Below are 14,780 nucleotides of genomic sequence, written 5' to 3' on the forward strand. Positions count from 1 at the left end.
CTGCTTTCTGCCGAGCTCCCCAGCTTCCCGGCTTTACCGCGAGATTCGTTTCCGAGGCGAGACGCGATAACGACTCACCCTAAATGAGGTGAGCGGTGTATGGAACGCTCCTTATTGCGGCAATCGACCAGGTCGGCGAGGTTACTCCTGAGTATCTACTCGCCGTCACCAGTTGTGATTGAAATGCGAACTATGTGCACCAAAATACTCGGAACGTAACGAAGGGTAGCCTACACAAAGTAAGCAAACCCTACCCGTTCGGTTAGGGCGCAGGTGGTCAGAACCGCCACAACGGCACCAGCCGCTCCGGGTTGAACTTCTTACTCCCCCGGACAATCGTCGGACGCACCCACACCCGCTCCAACACCACCCCGAGCACCGATCGCCGCCGCGACGCCTCCACCTCAACATCGAGCAGGAACGCCTCCAACCCCTCCCGATCCCCCGGCAGGCCCTCCAGCACCCGGCTCACATCAACGCGCCCCAACGAGGACCGCCCCGCCTCGATACGCGCCAGCAGAGGCTTACGCGCCGCCATCCACTCCGCCCGGGAAATCACCCCCGCCCCATGGTCGGCAGCCAGATCCTGCAACTCCTGCTCGCAGGCGGCGATCTCCGCGACCACAACCCCCTCGTCGGGTCCGGCGTTGACGACCAGGGCGTCCGCGAACCCCGGCGTGGTGAGCAGCTCCACCGCCCCCGCCACCATGACCTCGTCCACGTAGTCGGTGCGCGCCGACACCTTGCCGCAGCCCGGCCGGCCTGGCTGCCCATCGCACATGTAGTGGCGCCGCCCGCCCGTCTTGGTGCGGCCCGTCATGCGGTTCTTGCACACGTCGCAGTAGATCAGCCCCGTCAGCAGGTAGCGGCCCGTCGGCCCCGGCGACGTGCGGCGCGCCGGATCCGACAGCATCAGCCGCAGCCGGGCCGACTCGGCCGGGGTGATGATGGCCGGCCACTCCCCGACCCCCACGATCTCCCCGGTGCGCACCCGCTTCGTCTGATGGCGGGAGCGCGGCCGATGCTCGCGCAGCCCGGCGATCCGCGCGGAGGTGAGCATCCGCGCCAGCGTCGGCGTCGACCAGCCGCCCGCCGCGACTACCGGCACGCCGCGCTCCATGAGGTCGCGGGCGATCGCTGACGCCGGTTCCGAGGCGGCCAGCCGGTCGCGCACCTCCACCGCGAGATCGTCCTGCCCGACCTCGGCCACAGAGTTGACCTGGCGGGCCGTCCAGATGCCCGTAGACGTCGTTGGAACGCCCCGCCGGTTCAGATCCCTGCACACGGCCGACAAGCCCTCTCCGGCCAGTACACGGCGCACACACTCGCGGATGATGTCGGCCTCCTCCGGGATCAGCTCCTCGCGCACGAGGCGGTGCGGCGGATCGGGGCGGTCGTAGATCCGCCGGTACCCGTACGGGCGGAAGCCGCCGCCGCCCGCCTTGCCGCTCTTGGCCAGCTGCACATGCTTGGCCTTGATGCGCTCCGCCTTCTGCTCGGACTCGTGGCGGGCGACGTTGCCGAGCAGCCGGGCCAGCATCCGCCCCGAGGCGGTGTCCAAATCCATCACGCCCGCCATGACCGTGGAGACCCGGGTGCGGCGGGCCTCGAGCAGGTCGATGAAGTCCTCCAGCTCGCGCGGATTGCGGTGAAGCCGGTCGGTGTGCCAGGCGATGATGGCGTCGGCTCCGCCCGCCCGGATACGCTCCAGCATCCGCTGGTAGCCGGGGCGTGGTTTGCCGCTGTAGGCGGAGATGTCGTTGTCGGCGAACACTTCCAGGACGTCCCAGCCGAGCCGGTCGGCGAGCTGGCGGCACTCGTCTTCCTGGCGTTGGACGCCGAGGCCGGCGCCTTCCTTGTCGCGGCTGATGCGGACGTAGATGACGCATCGGGGGCGGGCGGTTTTCATACCCCATATTGAAACACCACCAGAGATGACGCCCCAGCCCTTCTCGCCCAGCCCGGCCGCGAACTCCGCCGCGACGTGTGTGCCGTACGGGGTGGCCGCCCGGGAACCCACCACCGCGACGGACCGCAGGCAGGAGAACCGCAGGTCGGCATCCCCGTACACCCACAGGGCGTAGGGCCGGGAGGCTCCCAGGTCGTCCAGCTGGGTGGGCCACTCGGGGTCGCCGGGGATCAGCAGCCTCGCCCCTATTCGCTCCCCCTCGGCCAGGTCCCGCTCGGGATCGGCCGTCCTCAACCGGGCCCCCCAGGAGGCCATCGTCCGATCGAGCCGTGCCTTCCTGGCCGCGAGCCGCCCGTCCCGCCCCGGCCCGTCGCCTCCGGTCCCCGGGGCGGCGGTGAACTCCGCGCGCTCCATGCCCGGCAGGAAGGGCTCGGCGCCCGTCATGGAGGGTGCAGCGGCCGGCAGGAAGGACTCGGGACCCGGCCAGGAGGACCCGGAGCCCGGTTGGGAGGGCTCGGAGCCCGGCTGGGAGAGCTCGGTGCCCGGCCGGAAGGGAGTGGTGCCGCGGGAACCGGTTTCCATGTCGCGGGGATCGGGCCCACCGCCGATCAGCCGATGGACGAGGTCCGCGTCCATCACACCTTCCCTGACCAGGGCGACGGCCCGCTGAGGACCGCGCAACGCGACCAGGGCGCCCATGGCGGCGTCCCCGGGCTCGGCCAGGCGCATCAGGACGAGCCGTGCGAGTCTTTCGTTCACCGTTCCTCCCCCAGCCAGAGCCCGAGGGCGGTGTTGGTCTCGCGTAACTCCGGCCGGTCCTTGCCGGCGAGATCGGCCAGTGTCCAGGACACCTTGAGGATCCGGTCGAGCCCTCGGGCGCTCAACCGGCCGCTGTCGAGATGTCCGAGCAGCGGTGACATGGCCGGGGACGACGGCCGGTACTCGGTGTGCAGGAGACGGGCCGGAACCTCGGCGTTGCACCGCCACGGGGTGTGCGCGAACCGCTTGGCGGCGCGCTCACGGGCCAGCCGCACCCGCTCGGCCACCACCCTGCTCGGCTCGATGAACCTGCGGTCGGCCAGGAGCTCGCGCCTGGTCGACCGCAACAGGCCGACCTTGACGTCGATACGGTCGAGCAGGGGGCCGGAGAGCCTGGCGAGGTAGCGGCGGCGGGCGGCGGGAGCGCAGGAGCACGGGTCGTCCGGGGTGGAGGGCCGCGCGCAGGGACACCTGTTGGCCGCCAGCACCAGCGCGAACCGGGCGGGGAAGGTCACAGAACCCAGTGCCCTCGCGACCGTCACCCGGCCGGATTCGAGCGGTTGCCTGAGCGCGTCGAGAGCGGTGGCGGGGAACTCCGGGGCCTCGTCCAGAAAGAGCACGCCCCGGTGGGCCAGCGAGACCGCGCCGGGGCGGATCGTCCCGCTCCCACCGCCGATCATGGAGGCGACGGTCGCGGTGTGGTGGGGCGCCACGAAGGGCGGGCGGATCAGCAGGGGACGGTCGGCGGGCAGCGTGCCGGCGACCGAGTGGATGGCGGTCACCTCCAGCGCCTGCTCCCACTCCAGAGCGGGCAACAGGGTCGGCAGCCGCTCGGCGAGCATGGTCTTCCCGGTGCCCGGCGGCCCCAGCATCCACAGGTTGTGCCCCCCGGCGGCGCAGACCTCCAGGGCCCGGCGGGCGGAAGGCTGGCCTGCGACGTCTCCGAGGTCCGGACCGTTCTCGGGACCGTCTCCGGGATCCGGCGCCTTCTGCCGCTCGTGAGGGCCGGCACAGCCCGGCGCCCACCCCGAGCCCGAGCCCGAACCCGAGACTGGGACCGAGGCCCCCTCCCCCGGGCGCGGCAGGCCCTCCAGGCCGGTCACACCCCCCGGGCCGGGGAAGGCACCAGGACCACGAAGATCTTCCGGGCCGGGGAAGGGCTCGTCGCTCCGCAGGCGGCTCGTCAGGGCGGCCAGAGTGGTCGCGGGGACCACGGTCACGTCGGGCACCAGGGCGGCCTCGGCGGCGTTTCCCGCCGGGACGACCACGACGCGGGCACCGGCGGCGACGGCGGCCAGCACGGCCGGGAGAACGCCCCGGACCGGCCTGACGGAGCCGTCGAGGCCCAGCTCACCCAGGAAGAACGGCTCGGCGACCTTCTCCGGGCGCACGAATCCGGCCGCGGCGAGCAGTGCCATGGCGATGGCGACATCGAACAGGCTGCCTCGTTTGGGCAGGCTGGCCGGGAACAGGCTGACGGTGATCCGGGCGTCGGGCCACGCGTACCGGCTGTTGACCAGGGCGGAGCGGACCCGGTCGCGGGCCTCGCTCAGCGCGGTGTCGAGCATGCCGATGAGATGCAGGCCGGCGACACCGCTGCCGACGTCGGCCTCGACCTCGACCAGGCGGCCGGTCACCCCGACCAGGGAGACGCAGCGCGTACGTGCGACGGCCACTCAGCCCACCCCCAGGGGTGAGCGCATGATCCACGACAGGCCGGGAGGCATCAGCACACCCCCCGCTCGTGACGGATGGCGAAATCCCCGGCGAACCGCTCCAGAGCGACGACGTCCACCCTGATCGCGTCGAATCCCTCGTGCCTGCCGGCGAGCCATCTGCCCGCGAGCCTGCGCAGGCGAGCGATCTTGGCATCGGTGACCGCCTCGAAGGCGGTGCCGTGGCTACGGCCGGAGCGGGTCTTCACCTCGACCGCGACGAGCGTGCGCCCCTCGCGGGCCACGACGTCTATCTCCCCCTCCCGGCACCGCCAGTTACGGTCCAGGATCTGCAGGTCGTGGGCGAGCAGATAGTTCACGGCGATCTGTTCGCCGTGTCTGCCGAGCGTGTCTTTCGCGGCCATGGAACCACCTCCGGTTCCAGACCTTCGCTCAGCTCGCGGTCCCCCCGAGGGGCCGAATCGTATTCTGTGGATAACCGGCCGGACCCGAGGCGCCCTGTGGACGAAGGCGCCTCGCGAACGCCCCACGGCTCATGCCGACGGCCCTCCGGCCGGCCCCGGCCTCACGACGCCCCACAGCCCCCACGGCCATCCTCACGGACGACCCACGACCCACGGGCCCACATCACCGGCCCACAGGACACCCCAAAGGCCTCGTACCGCCCCACGGGTGCCGGGAGACGCTCAGGAGGAGAAGCCCTCCTTGGGCATCTCCAGGTCGGGCTTGGCGAGCTCCTCCACGTTGACGTCCTTGAACGTCACCACCCGTACGTTCTTGACGAACCTCGCGGGCCGGTACATGTCCCAGACCCAGGCGTCCTGCATCTTCACGTCGAAGAACACGTCACCGTTCTCGGCGGTGCGCACGTCCAGATCGACGGAGTTGGTCAGATAGAAGCGGCGCTCGGTCTCCACGACGTAGGCGAACAGGCCGACGACATCGCGGTACTCACGGTAAAGCTGCAGCTCCATCTCGGTTTCGTACTTTTCGAGATCCTCTGCGCTCATACCGGTCCTCCTGTCGAACACCCACCCCGAACCGTCCGGTCAGACGGTCCCGGCCCCCACTTCATTCTCACTCATCACCTCGCCCGCTCCTGACCGCGCCACCGTCGAGAACGAGAAGCGGTGATCCGGACACGGGCCGTAGGCTCCGAGAGCCCTTCGATGATCGGCGGTACCGTACCCCTTGTGCACGGCGAACCCGTACCGGGGATGGCGCTCGTGCAGGGCGATCATCATCGCGTCCCGCGTCACCTTGGCCACGATCGAGGCCGCCGCGACGCAGGCCGCCACCTGGTCCCCCTTCCACACGCCCAGTGAGGGCGCGGGCAGCCCGGGGACGGGAAACCCGTCCGTGAGGACGTAGCCGGGGTCACAGGACAACCGCGCCACGGCCCTGCGCATTCCGTCGATGTTGGACCTGTGCAGGCCGCGGCGGTCGATCTCCCCCGGAGGGATCACCACCACCGCCGTCGCCCGCGCCGTGGCCGTGATCCGCTCGTACAGCGCCTCGCGCCGTGAGGCCGTCAGCAGCTTGGAGTCGTCCAGGCCGTCGATCCGCTCGCCCAGCACCACCGCGGCGATCACCAGAGGCCCCGCACAGGCACCCCGGCCCGCCTCGTCGACCCCGGCCACGGGGCCGAGCCCGCGACGGCCCAGGGCCCGCTCATAGCCGTAGAGCCCCGAATCCCGCCGGACCACGCTGGGTCTCGGGCGGAACACCACCGTCATGACACCACGGGCGACACAGCGAACATGAGCAGAGAGTACGCCCCCTTCAGGGTATTCGGTACTGCTATCTCACCTTGAGGAAGCTCTCCGGCCGGGACAGGACGGTGGCCCTGGAGAACGGCCAGTAGATCGCGACGGCACGGCCGATGACGTCCGCCTCGGCGACCGTTCCCTCCCCCAGTCTCTCCTCCTGGGCGCGCGAGTCGGCCGAGGCGGTGCGATGGTCCCCCATGACCCACAGGCGGCCCTGGGGCACGACCTTCTCGAACTCGTCTCCCGAGGGGAAGTCCTCGGAGTAGAGGTAGGAGCTCTCGTTCAGCGGCACGCCGTTGACGGTGATGCGGCGCTTGGCGTCACAGCACTTCACGGTGTCACCGCCGACACCGATGACCCTCTTGATGGTGTCCTGGTTGTTCCAGCCCCTGAAGACCACGATGTCACCGCGCTCGGAGGCGCCGTGCAGCTTGTTGACGACCACCCGGTCGCCGTCGCGCAGGGTGCTCTCCATCGACTCCGAGGGGATGTGGAACGACTGGAAGACGAAGGCCTGCAGCAGCAGGGCCACCACGACCCCGCACACCAGCAGGAACAGCGACTCGCGCAGGCCGCCGCCCTTGCCGCGCTTCTTGCCCTTCTCGACCTCGGGCTCCGCCGCCATGGGCCGGGTCACCGCCCCAGGAGATGCCGGCGGCGCCACAGCACCAGCGGTACGGCACCCGCGAAGCCCGCCAGGAGCGGGGTGGCCCCTCCGGCGGCCGCGGCGACCTTGAGCGCCTGCTGGCCGAACGTGTCGGGGATGGGAAGGGTCGTGGCCCTGGAGAACGGCCACACGATCACGAAGGCCCTGCCGATCACCTTGTCCACCGGGATCGTCCCCCCGCCGGGGTCGCCCAGATGGGACCGGGAGTCCAGGGAGACCACCCGATGATCACCCATCACCCACAGGCGCCCCTCGCCGACCTTGACCTCGAAGGGCTGCTGCGAGGGCAGGTCCCCGGGGTAGAGGTAGCCCTTCTCCTCGATGGGGACCCCGTTGACCGTCATCCGGCCCTGGGCGTCGCAGCACTTGACCGTGTCCCCGCTGACGCCGATGACCCGTTTGATGTAGTCCTTCTCGCCGGGCACCATGCCGAAGGCGGTGCCGACCCAGCGGAAGAACCCGACGACCGGGTTGGAGGGCTCCTCAAGGTCGATCTCGGGGTCCCACGAGTCGACCCCGGAGAAGACCACCACGTCACCGCGCTCGATGTCGCGGACACGGTAGACGAGCTTGTTGACCAGGACCCGGTCGTTGGTGAGGAGGGTGTTCTCCATCGACTCGGACGGGATGTAGAACGCCTGGATCACGAAGGTCTTGATTATGAGGGCGAGCACCAGGGCCACCACGATCAGGACGGGCAGTTCCTTCCAGAAGGAGCCCTTCTTCTTTTCCTTGTCACCAGTGGCGGTCTTCTGGGTGTCTTCGGCGACCACGTCCACCTCGTCCTCGACAGGTCGACGCGAGACTGCGCCGTACTCCCGGTCTTCGCTAGTCATCGCAGACGAGCCTAGATGATGGGCGGCGCCGTGTGGTCGAGCGACCGGGTACCGCCTCGCCTGCTTATGGCCACAGGATCCCAAATCCCTTCACATACCACTGGCCCGCCCCCCGCTTTCCAGGGTGAGCGGGCCAGTACGGCGAGGGCCGGACGCCTAGCGGGCGTCGCGCTTCTCGCGGATGCGGGCGGCCTTGCCCCGCAGGTCACGCATGTAGTAGAGCTTGGCGCGGCGGACGTCGCCGCGGGTCACGAGGGTGATCTTCTCGATGACCGGGCTGTGCACCGGGAAGGTGCGCTCGACGCCGACGCTGTAGCTGACCTTGCGGACGGTGAAGGTCTCGCGGGCGCCACCGCCCTGACGGCGCAGGACGAAGCCCTTGAAGACCTGGACACGGGACCGGCTGCCCTCGATGACCCGGACGTGAACCTCGAGCGTGTCACCGGGCCGGAAGTTCGGGACGTCGGTGCGGAGCGCGGACTTCTCGAGCTCGCTGATCAGCGTGTGCATGGCAGTTGGTACCTCGTCTGTCAAAGGCCCGCGGAGGTCCGTCCGGCCGCGACGGAGCGGCGTCGTGACGGACACGCGTGCTGGAATGGACTGTGTCTGGGAGCCGGAACCGTCTGGCCGGCGACGCGCGCCGGCCCGAAGTCGACCGGCGGCAACGCTTCAGTCTGCCATATGCTCCCGACCGATCGGAAATCAACCGGTCAGACCACCGGGTCTCCCGGACCGGCGACGGTGCCGGGAGCATGCTCCGGTACGGGCTCACCGACCGGGCGCGGAGCGGGATCCGGTACGGGGTCGTGAGCGGGAACGGAATCCCGCGCCGGCTCGGGAACGGAGGCGGAAACGGGATCCGGCCCGGGGCCGGAGGCGGGATCCGGCACGGAGCCAGGAGCATGATCCGGTACGCAGCCGGAAGCGGAGTCCGGTACGGAGCCGGGAGCGGGATCGGAGGCGGAATCCGGTGCCGGGCCGCAGGCGGGAACCGGTACGGGATCGGAGGCGGCGGGGACCGGCTCCGCCAGGACCTCCCGATCACGCCGGTCCAGGCTCTCGGGGCCGATCAGCGTCAGCAGCTCGGGCCTGTTCCCTGCCGTACGGCGCAGCGCCTCGTCCCGCCGCCACCGCGCGATCCTGCCGTGATGCCCGGAGAGCAGGACCTCGGGCACCTCGTGCCCCCGCCACTCGGGCGGCTTGGTGTAGACAGGGCCTTCGAGGAGGTTCTCCATCGCACCGGGGGCGAACGAGTCGTCCACCGCCGAGCGGACGTTGCCCAGCACTCCCGGCAGCAGCCGCCCGACGGCCTCGATCATCACCAGCACGGCGACCTCACCCCCGGCCAGGACGTAGTCGCCGACGCTGACCTCGTCCACCCGCAGGCGGGCACCGTACTCGGCCATCACCCTGGAGTCGATGCCCTCGTAGCGGGCCGGGGTGAACAGCAGCCACGGCTCGGCGGCGTACTCCATCGCCAGCCTCTGGGTGAAGGGCACCCCGCTCGGGGTGGGCACGATCATCCGCGGCCGGGCGGCCGGATCGGTGGCCAGCACCGCGTCGACGGCCTCACCCCAGGGGCCGGGCTTCATGACCATGCCGGGGCCGCCCCCGTAGGGGGTGTCGTCCACCGTGCGGTGCACGTCATGGGCGTGGTCACGGAGCTGGTGGAGGCGGACGTCGAGAATGCCGCGCTCGCGGGCCTTGCCGATCAGGGAGACCTCAAGGGGGGCGAAGTACTCGGGGAAGATCGAGATGATGTCGACGCGCATGTCAGACGATCTCGTCCGGATCGAGCAGCCCGGGCGGGCCGTCCACGACGAGGACGCCCCTGTCCAGGTCGACCACCGGGACCAGGGCCTTGACGAACGGCACGTAGACCTCGACGGCCTTCCCCGCCTTGCCGGCCTTCCCTGCCATCGCACCCGCCGTGCCCTCGGTGCCCGCAGTGCCCCCGGTGCCCGCAGTGCCCTCGCTGCCCGCAGTGCCCTCGATGCCCCCGGTGCCGCCTCCCGCCGTCGCGGTCCGTCGTACGACGAGCAGGTCCTGGCCGTGGTGGAGCACGTCGGAGACCTCGCCCACCGCCTCGCCGCCGGGTGTGACGACGGTCAGGCCGATGAGCTGGTGGTCGTAGAACTCGTCCGGGTCCTCGGGCGGCGGGATGTCTCCTGAGTCGATGACGAGCATGGTCCCGCGGAGCTCCTCGGCGCGGTCCCTGCCGGTCACCCCCTCGAACCTGACCAGCAGGATCCCCGAGTGCCAGCGACAGGACTCCACGACCAGCGGGCCGGTCGAGGCCGGCTCGGTGGCCAGGGCGGTGCCCGGGGCGAAGCGCCTGTCCGGCTCGTCGGTGCGCACCTCCACGGACACGTCCCCGCGGAGTCCGTGCGGGCGGCCTATCCGCCCTACGACGAGCTGCACGCCCGCCTCCTCACGTCATGATGCCGGTCGATCCCGGAGAACCGCTCCCGGTCGATCCCGGAGACCCGGTCCCGGGCCGTCCCGGAGAACTGATTACGGTCGATCCCGGAGAACCGAACCCGGGCCGTCCCGGGCAACCGATCATGGAGACCCGGTGCCGGGCCGTCCCGGGAAACCGGGAAAAGCAGACGGGCCACCCACGCTGGGCGGGTGGCCCGTTCGCTCGATGGGACGCTTCTCGGCGCCTAGCGGGCCTCGTTCAGGTCGAGCAGGTCGACCCGGACGTACTTGCCGTCGCCGAGGGCGTTCACGACGGTGCGGAGCGCCTTGGCCGTACGGCCACCACGGCCGATGACCTTACCCAGGTCCTCGGGATGGACCCGGACCTCGAGCACACGCCCGCTGCGGATGCGGCGAGCGTGAACCTGGACATCGTCCGGATACTCGACGATGCCCTTCACCAGGTGCTCGAGGGCCTCCTCAAGCACCTCAGGCCTCGCCTTCCGGCTTCTTCTCCTCGGCGGCCGCGGTGGGCTCGGCCGGGGTCTCGGCGGCGGCCTCGGCCTCAGGCTTGGCCTCGGGCTTGGCCTCGGCGGGGGCCTCGGGCTTGGGAGCCGCCTCAGCCTTGGGAGCCTCAGCCTTGGGAGCCGCCTCCTCGGCCTTGGGAGCCGACTTGCGGGTCGACTTCTTCGGCGTGGTGGCGGCCTCCAGGGAGAGCGCCTCCTTGGCCGCGGCCTCGTACACCGCGTGACGGTCGCTCTTGGGCTCGGCGACCAGGAGCGGAGCCGGAGCCGGCTCGCCCTTGAACTTCTGCCAGTCGCCGGTCAGCTTGAGGAGCTTGAGGACGGGCTCGGTCGGCTGCGCGCCGACACCCAGCCAGTAGGCCGCCCGGTCGGAGTTGACCTCGATGCGCGAGGGGTTCTCCTTCGGGTGGTACAGGCCGATCTCCTCGATCGCCCGGCCGTCACGCTTGGTGCGGCTGTCGGCGATGACGATGCGGTACTGCGGGTTACGGATCATACCGAGCCGCTTGAGCTTGATCTTGACTGCCACTGGTGTGGTCTCTCCTGCATTAGAGCGTGGGTGAGCGGTGTCTCATCGAGTGGGGCACGAGGAGAGGACCGTTCGAGGGACAGGCATGGCACGCGAGAGTGAGAGGGCAACCGCGTGTCACGATGTTCCAACATGTCATTGTGCCAGACGTCCGGGGGTCCCCGGTCGTTCCACGGCCATCCGGCGGGGCGGCCCGAGGGCAAATCTCGGTAATCCCCGTGTGTCCGGGGCCGCGGGCGGGCCGGGGCGCTGCGCTAAATGGCCGCCGTGCCGACCACCCTCAGATCCCTGCTGCTGACCGCGACCGGATCCATCGCCGTGCTGGGCGCGGTGCTGGCCATCAGGACGGCCCCGGCGGGCCAGGCCGACGTGACCCGGCCGCCCGCACCGTTCCCGGCCGCCCCCGTCACTCCCGCCACCCCCGAGGTCCCCGCCCTCCCGGGCGTCCCGGGCGTCCCGGCCCCCACGCTCCCCGCGGCCCCGGAAGAAGCGGGCACGGAGGAAACGGGCACGGAAGGAGCGGGCACGGAACCGGTTCCCACGACCCCGCGGAACGCGGAGCCGCTCCTCCCCGGCCTTTCCCGGATCATCTCGGAGATCGTTCCCGGAGGCGTCCCGGAGATCGTTCTGAGGAGCGTCCGGGGAGACCTGCCGGCGTTCCCGCACGACGTCCGGGACGGTGTGTCGCACGGCGCCCCGGACGGTGCCGCGGACGGCGGCCCGTACGGCGGCACCGCGCGCCTCCCGGCACCACGGTCCGCAACGCCGGGAACGCCGGGAAGGCCCGTGCCCCCGGCGACACCCCCGGACACACCGAGGCCCCCGGGGGAGCCGGTGCTCCCCCGGGGGCCTCTGGTGCCGCTGACGCCCGAGCAGACGGGCACGGACACGCCCTGACGCGCCCTAGGCGGGGCGTACCCCGGCCAGCTCCAGCACGGCCACCAGGATGAAGCCCGCCACGATGATCACCCAGATCCACCGCGTCCGCGCGTAGAAACGATCGTCGCTCATTTCTGTCCCGGCAACTTGAAGGTGGAGGGGTCGAAGCCGGGGGGCAGCTCCAGGCCCGGCGGCAGCTGCTGCCGGGAGCCCAGCTTGCCGAGCAGCCCGTTCCCCGCCGGGGCGGCGGGGTCGGCGGCCGGGTCGGGGGTGGCCTTGCCGAGGGCCGCCTTGCGCGGGTCACCGCTGACCCTGCGCCCCTTGGCCGCCTTCTTCTGGGCGGCCTTGCCGGCCTTGCGTCCGCCCGGCATGCCGGGGATGCCCATGCCGCCGGCCATCTTCTTCATCATCTTCTGCGCGTCGAAGAAGCGGGTGACCAGGCCGCTGACCTCGGTCACCGACACGCCCGAGCCCTTGGCGATGCGGGCCCGGCGGGAGCCGTCGATCATCTTCGGGTTCTGCCGCTCGCCCGGGGTCATCGAGCGGATGATGGCGGCGATGCGGTCGAGGTCGCGGTCGTCGACCTGGTTGAGCTGCTCGCGCATCTGCCCCATGCCGGGCATCATGCCGAGCAGGTTCTTGATGGGGCCCATCTTCTGGACCATCATCATCTGCTCGAGGAAGTCCTCCAGCGTGAAGCCCTCGCCCGAGGTGAGCTTGCTCGCCATCTTGGCGGTCTCGGCCTCGTCGAAGGTCTTCTGGGCCTGCTCGATCAGGGTGAGGATGTCACCCATGTCGAGGATCCGGGAGGCCATCCGGTCCGGGTGGAAGGCGTCGAAGTCCTCCAGCTTCTCACCGGTGGACGCGAACATGATCGGCTTGCCGGTGATGTGGCGGACCGAGAGCGCGGCGCCGCCGCGGGCGTCACCGTCGAGCTTGGTCAGGACCACGCCGTCGAAGCCGACGCCCTCCATGAAGGCCTGGGCCGTGGTGACGGCGTCCTGGCCGATCATGGCGTCCACCACGAAGAGGATCTCGTCGGGCGAGACCGCGTCGCGGATGTCGGCGGCCTGCCTCATCAGCTCCTGGTCGATGCCCAGGCGGCCGGCGGTGTCGATGATGACGATGTCGTGCTGCTGCCGCCTGGCGTGGTCGATCGACCTGCGGGCCACCTCGACCGGGTCCCCGACGCCGTTGCCGGGCTCGGGCGCGTAGACCGCGACGCCCGCGCGCTCGGCCACGACCGAGAGCTGCTGGACCGCGTTGGGCCGCTGGAGGTCCGCGGCGACCAGCAGCGGCGTGTGGTTCTGCTCGCGCAGCCAGCGGGCGAGCTTGCCCGCCAGGGTCGTCTTGCCCGCGCCCTGGAGGCCGGCGAGCATGACGACGGTCGGCGGGTTCTTGGCGTACCGGAGCCGGCGGGTCTCACCGCCGAGGATCTCGACGAGCTCGTCATTGACGATCTTGACGACCTGCTGCGCCGGGTTCAGCGCCTGGGAGACCTCGACGCCGCGGGCCCGCTCCTTGACCCGGGCGACGAACGCCTTGACCACGGGCAGCGCGACGTCGGCCTCGAGCAGCGCGATACGGATCTCGCGGCAGGTCGCGTCGATGTCGGCCTCGGACAGCCGACCCTTGGATCGAAGGGAGGAGAAGACCGATGTCAGCCGGTCGGAAAGCGTCTCGAACACGTGATTGGCCAGCCTCTGCGCTACAGGTCTGCGACTCGACCTCCCAGCCTATCCGCTGGGAGGTGCGACTGACGCCCTCGTGGGGTCAGCGGCCCCAGCCGGGAACGGCCATACGCACGGTGAGCGCGTGCTCGACCAGCGTGATGAGCGTGGCCTTGACCGCGTCGCGGGAGCGCGCGTCCGTGCGGGAGATGGGGATGTGCGGGGCCAGCGTCAGCGCCTCGCGCACCTCCTCCTCACCGTGCAGGTAGGTGCCGTCCCACCCGTTGACCGCCACGACGAAGGGGAGCTTGGCCTCCTCGAAGTAGTCGATCGCCGGGAAGCTGTCGGCCAGCCGGCGGGTGTCGACCAGCACGATCGCGCCGATCGCGCCGCGGACGAGGTCGTCCCACATGAACCAGAAGCGGTGCTGGCCGGGCGTGCCGAACAGGTACAGGATCAGGTCGCGGTCCAGCGAGACGCGGCCGAAGTCCATCGCCACCGTGGTGGTGGTCTTGTGCGGCGTCAGCCCCAGGTCGTCGATCCCGGCGCTGGCGTCGGTCATGACCGCCTCGGTGGTCAGCGGCAGGATCTCCGACACCGCTCCCACGAACGTGGTCTTGCCGACGCCGAACCCCCCCGCGACGACGATTTTCGTCGATGTCAGGCCGCCGCCGCGGCTAGAGCCTGCGAAGTCCACTGAGCACCCTTTCCAGCAGGTTGAGATCCGGCTTGCCCGCGTCCAGCTGCGGCTGATGCAGCTGGACCAGATGCTCGGCGGCCATGTCGGCCACCAGGATCCGGGTCACGCCGAGCGGGATGCGGAGCATCGCGGAGATCTCAGCGACCGAACGCACTTGCCGGCACAGGGCGCTGATCGCCTGATACTCCGGGGTGCGGTTGGATAGATCGTGATGCGCGGACGTCGCCGAGGAGACCAGGGCCTCCAGGGCGAGCTGGGTCCGGGGGGCGGTACGCCCCCCGGTCACCGCGTACGGGCGGACCAGGGAGCTCTGTTCCGCCGGCGCCGGCTGCATGAGGTGTGACGGACCGCCCTGATGCCGGTGGGGGTCGTCCATTGATTGATAGGGGAACCCGCCGAGCGAGTCGCCCTCACCGGTCCAGCCGCGGCCTGCCACGGTAG

14 protein-coding genes and 2 pseudogenes are annotated in these 14,780 nt (G+C 70.6%); 1 reads left to right on the top strand and 15 read right to left on the bottom strand.

The window, feature by feature from the left end; all coding sequences use genetic code 11:
* Window positions 1-277: 277 nt before the first annotated feature.
* The 12 genes and pseudogenes from ACLQ2R_RS17715 to rpsP all read right to left on the bottom strand — a co-directional run.
* A complete protein-coding gene (locus tag ACLQ2R_RS17715; protein WP_425960850.1) occupies window positions 278-2,668 on the bottom strand; it encodes a recombinase family protein in 2,391 nt (796 codons plus the stop codon).
* Entirely contained in the window at window positions 2,665-4,344 is a 1,680-nt protein-coding gene (locus ACLQ2R_RS17720; protein ID WP_425960851.1) for a YifB family Mg chelatase-like AAA ATPase, read from the bottom strand. Before ACLQ2R_RS17720 ends, ACLQ2R_RS17715 begins: the two co-directional genes overlap by 4 nt.
* A 50-nt stretch (window positions 4,345-4,394) precedes the next feature.
* A complete protein-coding gene (locus ACLQ2R_RS17725; protein WP_425960853.1) occupies window positions 4,395-4,748 on the bottom strand; it encodes a YraN family protein in 354 nt (117 codons plus the stop codon).
* 282 nt (window positions 4,749-5,030) lie between these two features.
* The gene (locus tag ACLQ2R_RS17730; RefSeq protein ID WP_362797055.1) at window positions 5,031-5,354 is read right to left on the bottom strand and encodes a DUF2469 domain-containing protein; all 324 of its coding nucleotides are present in this window, start codon (window positions 5,352-5,354) and stop codon (window positions 5,031-5,033) included.
* 39 nt (window positions 5,355-5,393) lie between these two features.
* Window positions 5,394-6,080, bottom strand: a complete 687-nt coding sequence (locus ACLQ2R_RS17735; protein ID WP_425960855.1) for a ribonuclease HII — start codon at window positions 6,078-6,080, stop codon at window positions 5,394-5,396.
* A 64-nt stretch (window positions 6,081-6,144) separates the two neighbouring features.
* Window positions 6,145-6,750, bottom strand: coding sequence for a signal peptidase I (lepB, locus tag ACLQ2R_RS17740; protein WP_425960857.1), 606 nt, complete (start codon window positions 6,748-6,750; stop codon window positions 6,145-6,147).
* Window positions 6,747-7,616, bottom strand: coding sequence for a signal peptidase I (gene lepB / locus ACLQ2R_RS17745; protein WP_425960859.1), 870 nt, complete (start codon window positions 7,614-7,616; stop codon window positions 6,747-6,749). The genes lepB (ACLQ2R_RS17740) and lepB (ACLQ2R_RS17745) overlap by 4 nt, the downstream gene beginning before the upstream one ends.
* Window positions 7,617-7,772: 156 nt before the next feature.
* Window positions 7,773-8,126 carry a 50S ribosomal protein L19 gene (gene rplS / locus ACLQ2R_RS17750; RefSeq protein WP_386235244.1) on the bottom strand — a complete coding sequence of 118 codons (354 nt, stop codon included), beginning with the start codon at window positions 8,124-8,126 and terminating at the stop codon, window positions 7,773-7,775.
* A gap of 485 nt (window positions 8,127-8,611) precedes the next feature.
* Window positions 8,612-9,388: pseudogene (trmD, locus tag ACLQ2R_RS17755) on the bottom strand (tRNA (guanosine(37)-N1)-methyltransferase TrmD); the annotation flags it as partial.
* Between the two features lies 1 nt (window position 9,389).
* Window positions 9,390-10,037, bottom strand: a complete 648-nt coding sequence (gene rimM, locus ACLQ2R_RS17760) for a ribosome maturation factor RimM (protein WP_425960861.1) — start codon at window positions 10,035-10,037, stop codon at window positions 9,390-9,392.
* 245 nt (window positions 10,038-10,282) lie between these two features.
* A complete protein-coding gene (locus ACLQ2R_RS17765; RefSeq protein ID WP_030906210.1) occupies window positions 10,283-10,525 on the bottom strand; it encodes an RNA-binding protein in 243 nt (80 codons plus the stop codon).
* A 154-nt stretch (window positions 10,526-10,679) separates the two neighbouring features.
* Window positions 10,680-11,090: pseudogene (gene rpsP, locus ACLQ2R_RS17770) on the bottom strand (30S ribosomal protein S16); the annotation flags it as partial.
* A gap of 267 nt (window positions 11,091-11,357) precedes the next feature.
* Between rpsP and ACLQ2R_RS17775 the strand changes: the two are divergent.
* Window positions 11,358-11,987, top strand: coding sequence for a hypothetical protein (locus tag ACLQ2R_RS17775; RefSeq protein WP_425960863.1), 630 nt, complete (start codon window positions 11,358-11,360; stop codon window positions 11,985-11,987).
* A gap of 110 nt (window positions 11,988-12,097) precedes the next feature.
* Here ACLQ2R_RS17775 and ffh read toward each other — a convergent pair whose 3' ends face one another.
* From ffh to ACLQ2R_RS17790, 3 genes are all read right to left on the bottom strand, one after another.
* Complete coding sequence (ffh, locus tag ACLQ2R_RS17780; RefSeq protein ID WP_425960865.1) at window positions 12,098-13,657, bottom strand: signal recognition particle protein; 1,560 nt, start codon at window positions 13,655-13,657, stop codon at window positions 12,098-12,100.
* Between the two features lie 85 nt (window positions 13,658-13,742).
* On the bottom strand, window positions 13,743-14,336 hold the full coding sequence (locus ACLQ2R_RS17785; protein ID WP_425960867.1) for a GTP-binding protein: 594 nt from the start codon (window positions 14,334-14,336) through the stop codon (window positions 13,743-13,745).
* Window positions 14,317-14,775, bottom strand: a complete 459-nt coding sequence (locus ACLQ2R_RS17790; protein ID WP_425960869.1) for a DUF742 domain-containing protein — start codon at window positions 14,773-14,775, stop codon at window positions 14,317-14,319. The genes ACLQ2R_RS17785 and ACLQ2R_RS17790 overlap by 20 nt, the downstream gene beginning before the upstream one ends.
* Between the last annotated feature and the right edge of the window lie 5 nt (window positions 14,776-14,780).

Origin of the sequence: Streptosporangium sp. DT93 (genome assembly GCF_049844535.1) — a bacterium.
GTDB lineage: Bacteria > Actinomycetota > Actinomycetes > Streptosporangiales > Streptosporangiaceae > Streptosporangium.